A 14,768-nucleotide genomic window follows, 5' to 3' on the forward strand; every position below is an offset into this window, starting at 1 on the left:
GGCTCACAGTTTTTTTCTAATTGGAGGTTTGGTGTTGCATCCGTTGTTTGGGCTACCGCTTTATGACGCCGCACTCAAGGGGGGCAAGCAATGGATGACCCACCTGTCTCTCTAAGCGGCGCATTATATCTACACCACTCTCAGCGTCCAATACAAACGTTTGTTTGAATTTGCTGGAAGCCAGATAAATCAAAGAAGCGCGGCTTATAACTGACCATTTTGCCGTATTGACCGGAATAGGCGTTCCGGTCAAGATACGGTCGGTTTTGCGCTCGCCGTAGGCTGGCTGTTGGTTTCAAGAGCACCTCTAAAGACAGGGCGAAGGCAGCATCAGGTGACATAGGCGCGTGGTTTGGCGCGCAGTTTACACACCGCGAAAGGGAATGACTTGTCAGTCACTACTGACGAATGGTCATCCGCCTTGCGGGCACAGTCCCCCGTTCAATATGCCGGCGTTTTTAGAGGTGCCCTTGCGCCGATAAGCATCAACCGCCAGGTTCGCCTAGGCGACTTTCTTTTCACCGGAGAGTAACGAGGAATCCATGAAGGTTCTTGTAGCTGTCAAACGAGTGGTCGACTATAACGTCAAGGTTCGCGTCAAAGCGGACAACTCCGGCGTCGACCTCGCTAACGTCAAGATGTCGATGAACCCTTTCTGCGAAATCGCAGTGGAAGAAGCGGTACGCCTGAAAGAGAAAGGTGTAGCGACTGAAATCGTCGTCGTCTCCATTGGTCCGTCCACTGCCCAAGAGCAACTGCGTACCGCACTGGCCCTGGGTGCCGATCGTGCCATCCTCGTCGAATCCGCCGATGAACTGAACTCCCTGGCCGTGGCCAAGCTGCTCAAGGCTGTGGTCGATAAGGAGCAGCCGCAACTGGTGATCCTGGGTAAACAGGCCATCGATAGCGACAACAACCAGACCGGCCAGATGCTGGCGGCGCTGACCGGTTTCGGCCAGGGCACCTTCGCGTCGAAAGTCGAAGTGGCGGGCGACAAGGTTGCAGTCACCCGTGAAATCGACGGCGGCGCGCAAACAGTCTCCCTGAGCCTGCCAGCGATCGTCACCACCGACCTGCGTTTGAACGAGCCGCGCTACGCGTCCCTGCCAAACATCATGAAAGCCAAGAAGAAGCCTCTGGAAGTGCTGACTCCGGACGCTTTGGGCGTTTCCACCGCCTCCACCAACAAGACCCTGAAAGTCGAAGCGCCGGCTGCACGCAGCGCGGGTATCAAGGTCAAGTCGGTGGCTGAACTGGTCGAGAAACTGAAAAACGAAGCGAAGGTAATCTAAATGACTATCTTGGTTATTGCTGAACACGACAACAAAGTGCTGGCCCCGGCCACGCTGAACACTGTGGCTGCGGCTGCGAAAATCGGTGGCGATATTCACATCCTGGTAGCGGGCTCCAACGCTGGCGCCGTGGCTGAAGCCGCTGCGAAAGTGGCTGGTGTGTCCAAGGTGCTGCTGGCCGACAACGCTGCCTATGCCCACCAGTTGCCGGAAAACGTCGCGCCGCTGGTTGCCGAACTGGGCGCTGGCTACAGCCACATCCTGGCTGCCGCGACTTCCAACGGCAAAAACATCCTGCCGCGCGTTGCCGCTCAGTTGGACGTTGACCAGATCTCCGAGATCATCTCGGTAGAATCGGCCGACACCTTCAAGCGCCCGATCTACGCCGGTAACGCCATTGCCACCGTGCAATCCTCGGCCTCGGTGAAAGTCATCACCGTGCGTGCCACCGGTTTCGACCCGGTTGCCGCCGAGGGCGGTTCGGCCGCGGTTGAAGCCGTTGGTGCTGCGCACGACGCGGGCAAGTCGTCCTTCGTTGGCGAAGAGCTGGCCAAGTCCGACCGCCCTGAGCTGACCGCTGCCAAGATCGTCGTTTCCGGCGGCCGTGGCATGCAGAACGGCGACAACTTCAAGCACCTCTACGCCCTGGCCGACAAGCTGGGGGCTGCTGTGGGTGCTTCCCGTGCGGCCGTGGACGCAGGCTTCGTGCCTAACGATATGCAGGTTGGCCAGACCGGTAAGATCGTCGCGCCACAGCTGTACATCGCTGTCGGTATCTCCGGCGCGATCCAGCATTTGGCCGGTATGAAAGACTCCAAAGTGATCGTTGCGATCAACAAGGACGAAGAAGCGCCGATCTTCCAGGTGGCTGATTACGGCCTGGTAGCTGACTTGTTTGAAGCTGTACCTGAGTTGGAGAAGCTGGTTTAAACCAGTCGCTTCACTTATAAAGAGCCCGGCCTTATGGTCGGGCTTTTTTTATTGTGTTCTGGGTGGGGAGGTAGGCATGGCGTTGCGACGCTTGGGCGGAATGTCGTTGCTGGTGGGGTTGGGCCTGTTGCCGGTACTGGCGGGCGCGGCCGGTAAATGCGAGCGGCTGGTGGTGACTGGCAGCCCGGATGCCCCGCCCTACCTGTGGCAGGACCCGCAAGACCCCAAACATTTGATCGGCGCCAGTGCCGACCTGATGCAGCAAGTGGCCGGTGAGCTGGGGCTTAAGGTCGAAGTGTTGTACGCGGGCAAACGGGCCCAGGCCCTGGACGAAGTGCGCAGCGGGCGCATGGACCTGCTGCTGGACGCACCGTTGACGGTTAATGAACTGGCCGCCCTGGACTACGTGCACCCACCGCTGGTACGCAACGACTATCTGGTCTGGACCCGCAAGGATTCTCCGCTGGTCTACAGCCAGGCTTCAGACTTACAGGGCCACTCCGGGGCCTTGTCGCAAAAGGCCCGGCTTACCCAGGGTTTTGAACTGTTCGCCGAGCAAAACCTGGCCCTGGTGCGCACCCCCAACCTGACCCAGGCCTTGCAGAAACTGCTGCTGGGCGAAGTGGAGTACGTCCTGGCCGGGCGCTATGCGGGAATGGCCATGGCCCAGACCCTGGGCATGGCCGACGACCTCCTGGCCCACGGGCAAGCGGTGGATCAGCCGGGGTTGTTCCTGGCGGTTTCCCATAACTCGGCCTGCAACGATCCATGGTTGCGCGGACAGTTGGCCAAAAAGATGACAGAATTGCCCGCGTCCGGCCTGGCGCAGGCTGTGCTGCAGCGCAATATCGAGCGCTGGAAGGCCCAGCAGAAGCAACCCGCCAGCGCCCCAAATCAGTAGGGATTTTTAGTGAGTATTCGACCTCTTTTCGCTGCCCTGGCCGTTCTGGCTCTGGCGGGTTGTGCAGCCGATCCGGCGCCGAATGAACAAATGCGTTTGACCGAGCAAGCCCTGGAACAGGCCAAGGCCGTGGGCGCCATGCCCGAGGACGTGGCCGAGTTGAAACTGGCCGAAGATAAATTGCTGCGCGCGCGGGCCGAGATGTCCGATCAGTCCTTCAAGGACGCCCGCATGCAGGCTGAACAGGCCGAGTTGGACGCCCGCCTGGCCGAAGCGCGGGTCCTGACCCTCAAGAGCCGCGAGCAGTTGAATGTGCTTAACACCCGTATCACGCGCTTGCGCAAGCAGTTGGGAGACGCCCAATGAGCCTGAATAAAAGCGTGATGGGCGGTGTGCTCCTGGCCAGTTGCGCCAGCCTTTTCGGCTGCGCCGGCCAACACAGTGATGCGGCGCTGCAACAGGCAGCGACCCAGTTCCAGAAGGTCAAGGAAGACTCCAATGTGCTGCGCATCGCGCCCAAGGATGTGATCCGCGCCGGTGAATCCCTGGCCCGTGCCGATCGTCTCTCCAGTTACTGGGGCAGTGGCGAAGACGTGGCCCATTACGCCTACCTGAGCCAGCGCTACAGCGACATCGCCCTGGAGCACACCGAGCAGGTGCTCAACCAGGAGCGCGCCGCCAAGCTGGAACTGGAGCGCCAACGCCTGCAACTGGCTTTGCGCGAGGCCAAGTTGCTCAGCGTGCAGCAGCAGGGCAAGTGGCTGGAAGAGCAGATCATCAGCCTGGCCACCACCCAGACTGACCGCGGCTTGGTGATGACCCTGGGCGACGTGTTGTTCGACACCGGCGAGGCCGACCTGAAAAGCTCAGCCAACCGTACCGTGCTCAAACTCGTGCAGTTCTTGCAACTGAACCCAAAGCGCGTGGTGCGCATCGAGGGTTACACCGACAGCACGGGCGGGCGCCAGGACAACCTGAAACTGTCCCGCGACCGCGCCCAAGCGGTCGCGGACGTACTGATCGACCTGGGTATCGACGAAAAACGCATCCAGGTCGAAGGCTATGGCGATGAATACCCGGTGGAAGCCAACGCTTCCGAGCGCGGCCGTGCCCAGAATCGCCGGGTGGAAATCGTCTTTTCCGACGAAAAAGGCCAACTCGGCGCCGCCCGCTAAATCCGGCCCTCCAAAAAAAACACTGAACGAGCCTGTGGGAGCGGACCAAACCCGCGCCCACAGGGTAAACCTGCCACTGATGCGCGGGTTTGCACCTGTGAACAACAGCGCAAACCGTCCAGTTTTTCCTGTCACTGCCTTGGCTGCTCGACTATTGTGGCAACTGTGCCCGTACACTTCTAAACTGTGCCGGTGTTACGTCCCACAAAAATAATAGGCCCGTGAGCCGAGTACCGCGTCATGACCAACCTTTTGCTCTACCAACGTATCGCCCAGCAGTTGGCCGAGGACATTCGGCGCGGTGTCTATCAGCCCGGCGAGCGCGTGCCGTCGGTGCGCAAGATGAGTTCGCAGCTCAATGTCAGCCATGCCACAGTGCTGCAGGCGTATGCCAACCTGGAAGACCAGGGCCTGATCCGCGCACGGCCGCAGTCGGGTTACTACGTGCACCAGACGCCAGCACTGACGGCGCCTACCCCGGATATCGCGCGGGTCGAGCGGCCGGGGTTGGTCACCCGCAGCAGTATCATCCAGCAGGTGTTGGTCGAGTCGCGCCGCGAAGGCGTGTTCCCTCTGGGGGCGGCGGTGCCCAGCGTGGATTACCTGCCGGTAAGGGCGTTGCACCAGCAACTGGCCAAGGTCACCCGTTTCCATAGCCCGCGGGCCTTCAGCTACATGTTCAGCCCCGGGTTCGAACCGCTGCGCCGCCAGGTGGCGATCCGCATGCGCGATGCCGGGGTGGTGGTTGACCCTTCGGAAATCGTTATCACCCACGGCTGTGTCGACGCTTTGCAGATGTCGCTGCGGGTGCTGACCCGCCCCGGCGATCTGATCGCCGCCGAGTCGCCGACCTATTACGGCCTGCTGCAACTGGCGGACCTGCTGGGGCTTAAGGTCATCGAGATCCCCAGCGACCCCTCCACCGGCATGAGCCTGGAGGCCCTGCAATTGGCGGCCAACCAGTGGCCAATCAAGGCCCTGGTGCTGACCACGCGCCTGAGCAACCCCTTGGGCGGGACCATGCCGGAAGAGCGCCAGAAGCAACTCCTGCGCCTGGCCTCGGATTTCGATATCCAGATCGTCGAAGACGATATTTATGGCGAACTGATGTTCGAGCAGGGGCGCACCAAGTCCCTCAAGGCCTACGATCGACTGGACCGGGTGATCTACTGTTCGAGCTTTTCCAAAACCCTGTCGCCGGGGGTGCGCATCGGTTGGATGATTGCCGGCAAATACCAGCAGGAAATCCAACGTTTGCAGACGTTCAGTACCCATTCGGCCTGCAGCGTCACACAAATGGGCATCGCCGCGTATCTGGAAAACGGCGGCTACGACCGCCACCTGCGCTACATCCGCCAGGAGTACCGCAAGAACCTCAGCGCCTTTCAACTGGCGGTGCAGCAGCATTTTCCCGAAGGTACGCAAATGACCCGGCCTACGGGCGGCTTTATCCTGTGGGTCAGTTTGCCGGGGCGGGTCAACACCCAGGAGCTGCATGTGCGGGCGTTGCAGCAGGGCATCAGCATTGCACCTGGGCTGATTTTCAGTAACACCGAGCAGTTCAACCACTGCATCCGCCTCAACTGCGCCACGCCCTGGAACCGTGAGGCGGAGCGCACCTTGATGACCTTGGGCATGCTGGCCAGCCAACTGTGCCAGGAAACCACCGGCGGTTTTGCGGGGCTTTGAGCGGGCGATTGAGCCGGCGCGCTTGTCATCAAGTGTTCAACAGGCCAGCATATGGCCCTCTGCCGTTAATGCTGTCAGGTCTATGAAACCGAGTTTTCCCGCTGTTTGGTTATTGGTCGGCCTGTTGAGTGCCCTCAATGTGGGCACCGTGCTGGCGGCCAGCGGCCAGGAGAAGTCCACCGCTAGCACCACGGTGAACCCGGCTGGGGTCGGCGCGAAAAAAACGGTCTCCCCGAAAAATACCGCCGCCAAGCCCAAGCCTCGGCCCACGCGCAAACGTGCGCCGGTCGCGGCTAAATCCAAGTCTGCCAGCGAACTGGCGAAAACCCCGTTGGTGCCGGCGCACTTGGACCTGAGCTTGCCCCAGGACATGGTTCGCCACTTGCAGCCACTGGGCGCGCTGCCCTCGCTGGTCAAGCGCGAGCCGCTGCTGCCGCCGTTGTTCAACGAAAAACCCAAGGACGACAGCCCCTTCCAGCTCAACGGGCGCTTGCTCAGCAACGAAATGGGCCTGCAATTGCGCAATGACGAGCGTCGCGATGTGGAAGGCGCAGCCCTGGACTTCGAGTTCAAGCAGTAGCCCATCACCGCCGTTGCGCGTTCTGGCCATGACCCTTTGTCGCCGACTGCCCGGTCACGGCACTTTGCGCGTAAAAACCCGGTTCCGGGGAATTTCAAACGGCTGTTTTAGCGAGTAACCTGTGCCGCGTTTCACCTGCTCTGGCTTGTTATCTAGGAACCCCTCGTCATGAACTGCCGCCAAGGCTGTGGCGCTTGCTGCATCGCCCCCTCCATCAGTACACCGTTGCCCGGCATGCCTAACGGCAAAGCTGCGGGCGAACGTTGCCTGCACCTGTCGGTCGAACACCTGTGCCTGATTTTCGGCCAGCCCGAACGCCCGCCCGTGTGTGGTGCGTTTCAGGCGGATGTCGAGGTCTGTGGTAGTGATCGCGAAGAAGCCATCAGGCTGATCGGTTGGTGGGAAGACATGACGGCGGCCTGAGGGCCAGCCATGACCGGAACTTCAACAACAAGGAATAAGACAATGGGTTCGCTGCATCGAATGGCAATGTGCTGTGGTTTAACGGTTTTATTGGCGGCCACCGCCCAAGCTGAGGACTGGAAAACCGCCAAGGATGAGGACGGTATCAAGATTTCCCTGAGTGAAGTCGCAGGCTCTCAGTACAAGGCCTACCGCGGCGTCACGGTGATTAAGACCTCCATGGACAAGCTGCGCGGTCTGCAGGAAGACGTGGCCGGCGCTTGCGCCTGGATCCACGAGTGCAAGTCGCAGAAACTGCTCAAGCACGAAGGCGCGCAGAGCTGGACCTACACCCAGTTCAATACGCCATGGCCGGTCACACCGCGCGATTCGGTGACGCAGATCACCACCGAGCAAGGCGCCGATGGCAGCCTGACCCGCACGCTCAAAGGCGTGCCCACCTACCTGCCCGAAGAAAAGGGCTTTGTGCGGGTGGCCCAGGTCGAGGGCTTCTGGAAGTTCGTGCCCAAGGGCGCGGACCAGATTGAAGTGACCTACCAGGTCCACACCGAGCCGGGCGGCAGCGTGCCGTCGTGGCTGGCCAACAAGTTCGTGGTCGAGGCGCCGTTCAATACCTTGAAGGCCCTCAAGGAACGCGCCGAGAAGTAAGGGCGCAACGTGCCCGCCCAAGACCGCCCCCGTGGCGGTCTTTTGCTGTGGGGCGGGTTGAACGAATCGGGCGTGGGGCCGGTCGAGATACTGTGAGCCCACTTTGGGGTTTATCGAGGAGGCGCTGATGCAAAAGTGGAATGTCACCTATGTCGACGATCACGGTGAACCCAATGTCGAGGTGTTCGAGTGCGTCGGTCCGCCCAGTCATGAAGAGGCGGCCAAGCTGATCCGGGCCCGCTTGTTTCCCGCGCTCGACGCCTTGCCCCTCAATGACCTGGAAGGGCGCACCGATGACCCGACGCTCAAGAGCCTGAAAGAGCAGAACAGCATCGAAATCATCAGTGTTCTACCGACCAGCCCCGGTTAAAAAACCCACGATAGCCCGTTGGCAGAGCTAATGGCTTCGGGCTACTCTGCAACGGAGATCAGCGAGTCCATCGCTAGTTCCGGTCTTGTCAGCTACATGCTTGTTTCCCGTTGGCCATTACCGGGCCATATCGCTGTCCGCCGTCGTGCGCCAGTGCAGGGAGTACGGAAAGTCTATCCATCGTGAGGAGGACGTTTCATGAGCACAGCCTATCAAGAAGACCTCAGCACCAGCGTGCTGCGCCGCATGAAAGAAGGCGGCTTTGATTTTTCACGATTCCATCCCATCGAGTTTTACGCCATTTTCCCGGACGAAGAAGGAGCGCGCCGGGCAGCCAGGCAGTTTCGCGGTGAATCCCTCAATGCCCAAGTCAGTGCGCGCGACGACGGCGCCTGGCACCTGGAGTTGAGCAAGGTGATGTACGCCACGTACGGTGGCATCGGCGATTTCGAGCAGGACTTCGAGGCAGTGGTCGAACCACTGGGCGGCATTCTCGAAGGTTGGGGCGTCAAGCAGGAGGTTCGCGGGCGATTGGCCTGAACACCCTGAGTGTCATCACACACCAGCATCGGCTGACCTTAGGGTCGGCCGATTTTGTTTGTGCGGCACTGAACCTGGCGACAGACGCGCAAAAAAAAGCCACCGCGAAGGTGGCCAAAAGGGAAGAGCGTGGGCACCCGGTCCGCCGTCCTGGGCGCTTTGGGGCAAGTGGCGGCGATTATCCCGACGCGCCGGCGTGCAGTGAAATCAACTCTGACTATGCTGTTGATAGCTATGGCTATTGCTTCGCAATGAAGCGGGATCGATCAGAGGGAGGCGTTTGTTGCACAGGAATGGTGCGCCGTACGCTGGCTGTATATCCAACTGATTGATATTTAAGCGTTTATGCCGATGGCACGAGGCTTGCGAAGCCTTCGTGTCCTGGTGACAAGGAGTACGGCATGATCCGCACCTATTTTGATGAGATGTACGATGCCGCCGGCCTAGTGCGCCCGCATTACCGGGAGTTCGCCCGCTGGTTGGCCGAAACACCGGATGAACTGCTGGCTCAGCGGCGTCGGGAGGCCGACCTGCTATTTCATCGGGCCGGCATCACTTTCACCCTCTATGGCGACGAGCAGGGCACCGAGCGCCTGATTCCCTTCGACACCATCCCGCGCAGCATCCCCGCCAGCGAATGGCGCGTGGTCGAGCGCGGCTGCATCCAGCGGGTCAAGGCCTTGAACATGTTCCTGGCCGACCTCTACCACGAGCAGCGCATCATCAAGGCCGGGATCATTCCGGCCGAGCAGGTGCTGGCCAACGAGCAGTATCAGTTGGCCATGCAGGGCCTGGACCTGCACCGCGACATTTACTCCCATATTTCCGGAGTGGACCTGGTGCGCGACGGCGACGGCACCTACTACGTGCTCGAAGACAACCTGCGCACCCCCAGCGGCGTGAGCTACATGCTCGAAGACCGCAAGATGATGATGCGCCTGTTCCCCGAGCTGTTCGCCGCCCAGCGCATCGCGCCCATCGACCACTACCCCAACCTGTTGCTCGACACCCTGAAAAGCTCCAGCCCGTTGGACGACCCTAGCGTCGTGGTGCTGACTCCCGGGCGCTTCAACAGCGCGTTTTTCGAGCATGCGTTCCTGGCCCGGGAAATGGGCGTGGAACTGGTGGAGGGCGCCGACCTGTTCGTGCGCGACGACCGCGTGTTCATGCGCACCACCGACGGCCCGAAGGCCGTTGACGTGATTTACCGGCGCCTGGACGACGCCTTTCTCGACCCCTTGGCCTTCAACCCGGACTCCATGCTCGGCGTGCCGGGCCTGCTGGCGGCCTATCGCTGCGGCAACGTGGTACTGGCCAATGCCATCGGCACCGGGGTGGCGGACGACAAGTCGGTGTACCCCTTCGTCACCGACATGATCCGTTTTTACCTGGACGAAGAGCCCATTCTGAAGAACGTGCCGACCTGGCAGTGCCGCAACCCCTCGGAGCTTTCCCATGTGCTGGCCAATCTTCCAGACCTGGTGGTCAAGGAAACCCAAGGCTCGGGTGGCTATGGGATGTTGGTGGGGCCGGCGTCCACGGCGGCGCAAATCGAAGCCTTCCGCGAGCGGATCAAGGCCAAGCCCCACGCCTATATCGCGCAACCCACGCTGTCGCTGTCCACCTGCCCGACGTTCGTCGAAAACGGCATTGCGCCGCGCCATATCGACTTGCGCCCGTTTGTCTTGTCTGGCCGCGAAACCCGGGTTGTGCCCGGCGGCTTGACCCGCGTGGCCCTGCGCGAGGGCTCCCTGGTGGTGAACTCGTCCCAGGGCGGCGGTACCAAGGACACCTGGGTGGTCGAGGATTGAAGGAAGCTTGCCATGTTGAGTAGAACTGCCTCGGATTTGTATTGGATGTCGCGTTACCTGGAGCGGGCGGAAAACCTCGCGCGGATGCTCGATGTCAGTTATTCGCTGTCGCTGATGCCCCAGGACGGGCGCGGCGATGGCCTGCATGAACTGGCGATGCCGTTGCTGATTACCGGCACCCTGGACGATTACCTGGCACGCCACGGCGAATTGCACGCCGAACGCCTGCTGCATTTCTTCGCCCTGGACGCGGAGAACCCCGCCAGCATCTACAGCTGCCTGGGCGCGGCGCGGGCCAGCGCCCACGCGGTGCGTGGGCGGATTACCGCCGACATGTGGGAAAACATCAACGCCACTTGGCTGGAAATTCGCGGCATCGCCGAGCAAGGCCTGGGGCGCTACGGCATGAGCCGTTTCTGCGAGTGGATCAAGGAACGTTCCCACCTGTTCCGCGGGGCGTCCTACGGCACCATCATGCGCAACGATGCCTTTCGCTTCATACGCCTGGGCACCTTTATCGAACGGGCCGACAACACCCTGCGCCTGCTCGATGCGCGTTACGAGATGGCCGGCGACCAGGCCGAAGCGGTGAGCGACGGCACCGCCCATGCCTATTACCAGTGGAGCGCTTTATTGCGGGCGCTGTCCTCGTTCGAGGCCTACACCGAGATCTACCGCGACGCCCCCGGCGCGCGGCATGTGGCCGAACTGCTGCTGTTACGCGCCGACGTCCCGCGCTCGCTACGTGCCTGCACCGAAGAAATCGACCAAATCCTCGCCAGCCTGCCCGGCACCAACGGCCGCCCGGCCCAACGCCTGGCGGCGGAAATGGACGCGCGCCTGCGTTACACCGGCATCCACGAAATCCTCGACGAAGGCCTGCACGCCTGGCTGACCGAGTTCATCCCACTGGTGCGCCAGTTGGGCAACGCCATTCACCGTTCCTACCTGGAGGCTGCATGAGACTCTCCATAAGCCACGAAACCACCTACCACTACGACGACCAGGTGCGCGCCAGCATCCAGTACCTGCGCCTCACACCCCACGACAGCGAGCGCCAGCACGTATTGAGTTGGCAACTGGACCTGCCGCGCCCGGTGCGCGCGCAACTGGACCCGTTCGGCAACATCCTCCACGTGCTGACCCTGGACGAGCCCCACGAAGCCATCATCATTGGCGCGCGGGGCCAGGTGGACATCGACGAATTACGCGAGGCCGAGCACGAGAGCCAGTCGGCGCTGCCGTTTTTGCGCTTCACCCGGCTGACCGAGGCCGATGAGGCCTTGCGCGAATTCGCCCGCCGCCAATGCTTCAGCCGTCGCGACCGCAGTGCCTTGATCGACCTGATGCACGCCCTCAACCAGCACATGACCTATACCCCCGGCTCCACCGAAGTGGACACCAGCGCCGCGCAGGCCTTCGCCGGGCGCGCCGGCGTGTGCCAGGACCACACCCACGCCTTCCTCGCCTGCGCCCGCAGCCTGGGCATCCCGGCGCGGTACGTGTCGGGTTACCTGTACAGCGAAAACTGCGAACACCTGGCCAGCCACGCCTGGGCCGAAGCCTGGCTCGACGACGCCTGGTACAGCTTCGACGTGACCAACGAACTGGCCCGCCCCGAACGCCACCTGAAACTGGCCGTGGGCCTGGATTACCTCGACGCCTGCCCGGTACGCGGCATGCGTCGGGGCGGCGGCTGCGAGCAGATGCACGCCAAGGTGTTCGTCTCGCCCACACCGGTGCTTCTCGTCCAGCAGCAGTAAAGCTAACGGCGTGCTGCTGATGCCGCCGCTTGCTACAGCAGCCGCGCAGCCTCAAAGGCGCGGTTTGCGCCCCGCCATATGGGTCAAATACTCCACCAACCACGCCAATTGCTCATCCGGCAGAATGCTGGCGTTAAAGCCCGGCATTTTTGCCTGGGGCCAGTGGCGTAGGCTTTGCGGGTCGCGGATGTAGCGCTTGAGAAAGTCGGCGCCGAAGTATTCGGTGGGGCTGTAAGGCAGGTTCAGGTCCGGGCCGACCTGGGCATCGCCCGCGCCATTGAGGCGATGACAGGCCAGGCAGTTTTTCTGGAACAGGGCAAAGCCACGGTTGACCGGGTTGTCGCTGGCCAGGGCCGGGTCGGGGCGCAGCGCCGGGAAGCGTTCGGCCACCGGGGCCAGGCGTTTGATTCGCGTCACTTGGAACGGCCACTGCTCGGGGCTGATGGCGCTGGCCTGCGGGTGTGTCCACACCAGATAGAACGGCCCGGCGCTGGGCTTGCCCTGGGCCAATGGCGGCCAGGGTGCTTGCGGGTCTTCCACCGCCAGCCAAGCCTGGGCGCCGGCAGTTTGCAACAGTGGCGCGGCGGCCAGTTCGGCGGCAAAACCGTCCAGGGCCACGGCTTGCAGGTGATCGGCCGCAGTAATGCCCGTCAGCAACGCTGCCAGGGGCACGGCGCGGTAAGTCATGTCGCGCTTATAGGTCACGTCGTTGCGGATATGCACGGCTTGCGCTTGCGGGTGGGCGAGCAGTTCGGCGGTTTGCCAGGTGCGTTGCGGGGTGCCCAGCTCCAGCACCAGTTGTGCCGCGGACAAGGGCGGGCAAAGCAGCAGGGCTGCCAGCAGCAGAAGGGCTTTCAAGAAGGGAGGCCTGTCGAAAAAAGTGGGGTATGTGCCAGTTACCGGGCGAGCCGGCAAGACTGGCACACCCACGTCTACCCGATCAACTTGGTGATGTTCGGCACGATCAACAGCAGAGTGGTGGCGAAAAGAATGAGCCCGGCCTGGCGTACTTTCGAGTGTTTAAACATGGCTGACTGCCTTTTTTGTTATTTCCTGAGCGTCAAATGCTTGCCTGTCAGATCCGTCTCGGCAAAGCGCTGTACTTTCCTTGTGACGAGAGCCCCGGCAAAACCCGACGGCTATCTCGTACAGAATTTACCTTAGGGGCCACGTGGCGCCTGGCTTAGACCCATTTCATATGGATGTCTTTATAAAACCTTCCAAATAGGTATGAGGCCTATTGCCAGCCGCCTAGCGGCCCCTTGGCTAGACACGTGGCGCCCTCACGCGGGGCAATCCGTTAGGCGACTACCGTTCGTCTGAGCGTGACCGTCAAGGCCCGTGAGCGCTTAGGTCATTGAATCCGCCGCCGCCGAGCCTAAGGTGGGAACTCGCCATTCACTCTCCTGCACAGCGGTTCGAGGACGTCATGACCCAAGCGTTGATTTTCGATGCACTACGCACGCCCCGTGGCAAAGGCAAGGCCGACGGCGCCTTGTACAGCGTCAAACCCGTGAACCTGGTGGCCGGGTTGCTCGGCGCCCTGCAACAGCGCACGGCACTGGACACCAGCCAGGTCGATGACATTGTCCTGGGCTGCGTGACGCCCGTGGGTGACCAGGGCGCCGATATCGCCAAGACCGCTGCCTTGGTGGCCGATTGGGATATCTGCGTGGCCGGTGTGCAAATCAACCGCTTTTGCGCCTCGGGCCTGGAGGCGGTCAACCTGGGGGCGATGAAAGTGCGTTCCGGTTTCGAGGATTTGGTGGTGGTCGGCGGCGTCGAATCGATGTCCCGCGTGCCCATGGGCAGCGACGGTGGGGCCTGGGCCCTGGACCCGCAAACCAACATCCACAGCCAATTCGCGCCCCAAGGCATTGGCGCCGACCTGATCGCCACCCTCGAAGGCTTCAGCCGCGAAGACGTCGACCGCTTCGCCCTGCATTCCCAGCAAAAAGCGGCACGCGCCAGCGGCGACGGCTCATTCGACAAATCCCTGGTGCCGGTGCGCGACCAGAACGGCATCGTGCTGCTGGCCCATGACGAGTTCATCCGCGCCAGCACCACCCTCGAAGGCCTGGGCAGCCTCAAGCCGAGTTTCGAGATGATGGGCCAGATGGGCTTCGACGCCACGGCGCTGAGGGTCTACAGCCACGTGGAGCGGATCAACCACGTACACACCCCGGGCAACAGCTCGGGGATTGTCGATGGCGCCGCGTTGATGCTGATCGGCTCCGAGGCCAAGGGCCGCGAACTGGGCCTCACGCCCCGGGCGCGGATCGTTGCCACGGCGGTCACCAGCACCGACCCGACCATCATGCTCACCGGCCCCGCGCCCGCCACGCGCAAGGCCCTGGCCAAGGCCGGGCTGCGGGTCGAGGACATTGACCTGTTCGAGGTCAACGAAGCCTTTGCCTCGGTGGTGCTCAAGTTCATCAAAGACATGGCCATCGACCCGGCGCGGGTTAACGTCAACGGCGGCTCCATCGCCATGGGCCACCCCTTGGGCGCCACCGGGTGCGCCATCCTCGGCACCTTGCTCGATGAACTGGAAGTGCGCGGGCAACGCTATGGCCTGGCCACGCTCTGCGTCGGCGGCGGCATGGGTATCGCCACCATCATCGAACGCCTCTGAGCCCCCCATTC

The 14,768-nt window shown here is 62.0% G+C and carries 16 protein-coding genes; 15 read left to right on the forward strand and 1 reads right to left on the reverse strand.

What is annotated here, in order from left to right; genetic code table 11:
* Positions 1 to 542 precede the first annotated feature (542 nt).
* From CKW13_RS21880 to CKW13_RS21945, 14 genes are all read left to right on the forward strand, one after another.
* Positions 543 to 1,292: an electron transfer flavoprotein subunit beta/FixA family protein gene (locus CKW13_RS21880; protein ID WP_095110860.1), complete on the forward strand. Its 750-nt coding sequence runs from the start codon at positions 543 to 545 to the stop codon at positions 1,290 to 1,292.
* Entirely contained in the window at positions 1,293 to 2,222 is a 930-nt protein-coding gene (locus tag CKW13_RS21885; RefSeq protein ID WP_095110861.1) for an electron transfer flavoprotein subunit alpha/FixB family protein, read from the forward strand.
* Positions 2,223 to 2,298: 76 nt separating this feature from the next.
* Positions 2,299 to 3,123, forward strand: coding sequence for an ABC transporter substrate-binding protein (locus tag CKW13_RS21890; RefSeq protein WP_095110862.1), 825 nt, complete (start codon positions 2,299 to 2,301; stop codon positions 3,121 to 3,123).
* A gap of 9 nt (positions 3,124 to 3,132) precedes the next feature.
* Positions 3,133 to 3,489, forward strand: coding sequence for a DUF4398 domain-containing protein (locus CKW13_RS21895; protein WP_095110863.1), 357 nt, complete (start codon positions 3,133 to 3,135; stop codon positions 3,487 to 3,489).
* On the forward strand, positions 3,486 to 4,298 hold the full coding sequence (locus CKW13_RS21900) for an OmpA family protein (RefSeq protein ID WP_095110864.1): 813 nt from the start codon (positions 3,486 to 3,488) through the stop codon (positions 4,296 to 4,298). Before CKW13_RS21895 ends, CKW13_RS21900 begins: the two co-directional genes overlap by 4 nt.
* Positions 4,299 to 4,538: 240 nt before the next feature.
* Entirely contained in the window at positions 4,539 to 5,987 is a 1,449-nt protein-coding gene (locus tag CKW13_RS21905) for a PLP-dependent aminotransferase family protein (protein WP_095110865.1), read from the forward strand.
* Positions 5,988 to 6,069: 82 nt separating this feature from the next.
* Positions 6,070 to 6,567: a translation initiation factor 2 gene (locus CKW13_RS21910; protein WP_095110866.1), complete on the forward strand. Its 498-nt coding sequence runs from the start codon at positions 6,070 to 6,072 to the stop codon at positions 6,565 to 6,567.
* 168 nt (positions 6,568 to 6,735) lie between these two features.
* Entirely contained in the window at positions 6,736 to 6,990 is a 255-nt protein-coding gene (locus CKW13_RS21915) for a YkgJ family cysteine cluster protein (RefSeq protein ID WP_095110867.1), read from the forward strand.
* Between the two features lie 42 nt (positions 6,991 to 7,032).
* Entirely contained in the window at positions 7,033 to 7,638 is a 606-nt protein-coding gene (locus CKW13_RS21920) for an START domain-containing protein (RefSeq protein ID WP_095110868.1), read from the forward strand.
* A 127-nt stretch (positions 7,639 to 7,765) separates the two neighbouring features.
* Complete coding sequence (locus CKW13_RS21925) at positions 7,766 to 8,008, forward strand: hypothetical protein (RefSeq protein ID WP_095110869.1); 243 nt, start codon at positions 7,766 to 7,768, stop codon at positions 8,006 to 8,008.
* A gap of 198 nt (positions 8,009 to 8,206) precedes the next feature.
* Positions 8,207 to 8,548, forward strand: a complete 342-nt coding sequence (locus CKW13_RS21930) for a ribonuclease E inhibitor RraB (protein WP_095110870.1) — start codon at positions 8,207 to 8,209, stop codon at positions 8,546 to 8,548.
* A gap of 401 nt (positions 8,549 to 8,949) precedes the next feature.
* Positions 8,950 to 10,359, forward strand: coding sequence for a circularly permuted type 2 ATP-grasp protein (locus tag CKW13_RS21935; protein WP_095110871.1), 1,410 nt, complete (start codon positions 8,950 to 8,952; stop codon positions 10,357 to 10,359).
* A 12-nt stretch (positions 10,360 to 10,371) separates the two neighbouring features.
* Positions 10,372 to 11,322: an alpha-E domain-containing protein gene (locus CKW13_RS21940; RefSeq protein WP_095110872.1), complete on the forward strand. Its 951-nt coding sequence runs from the start codon at positions 10,372 to 10,374 to the stop codon at positions 11,320 to 11,322.
* The gene (locus CKW13_RS21945; protein WP_095110873.1) at positions 11,319 to 12,122 is read left to right on the forward strand and encodes a transglutaminase family protein; all 804 of its coding nucleotides are present in this window, start codon (positions 11,319 to 11,321) and stop codon (positions 12,120 to 12,122) included. Before CKW13_RS21940 ends, CKW13_RS21945 begins: the two co-directional genes overlap by 4 nt.
* Positions 12,123 to 12,173: 51 nt before the next feature.
* Here CKW13_RS21945 and CKW13_RS21950 read toward each other — a convergent pair whose 3' ends face one another.
* The gene (locus CKW13_RS21950; protein ID WP_095110874.1) at positions 12,174 to 12,980 is read right to left on the reverse strand and encodes a cytochrome c; all 807 of its coding nucleotides are present in this window, start codon (positions 12,978 to 12,980) and stop codon (positions 12,174 to 12,176) included.
* 571 nt (positions 12,981 to 13,551) lie between these two features.
* Here CKW13_RS21950 and CKW13_RS21955 point away from each other — a divergent pair.
* The gene (locus CKW13_RS21955) at positions 13,552 to 14,757 is read left to right on the forward strand and encodes an acetyl-CoA C-acetyltransferase (protein WP_095110875.1); all 1,206 of its coding nucleotides are present in this window, start codon (positions 13,552 to 13,554) and stop codon (positions 14,755 to 14,757) included.
* Positions 14,758 to 14,768 lie beyond the last annotated feature (11 nt).

This window comes from Pseudomonas sp. Irchel 3E20, assembly GCF_900187645.1.
GTDB lineage: Bacteria > Pseudomonadota > Gammaproteobacteria > Pseudomonadales > Pseudomonadaceae > Aquipseudomonas.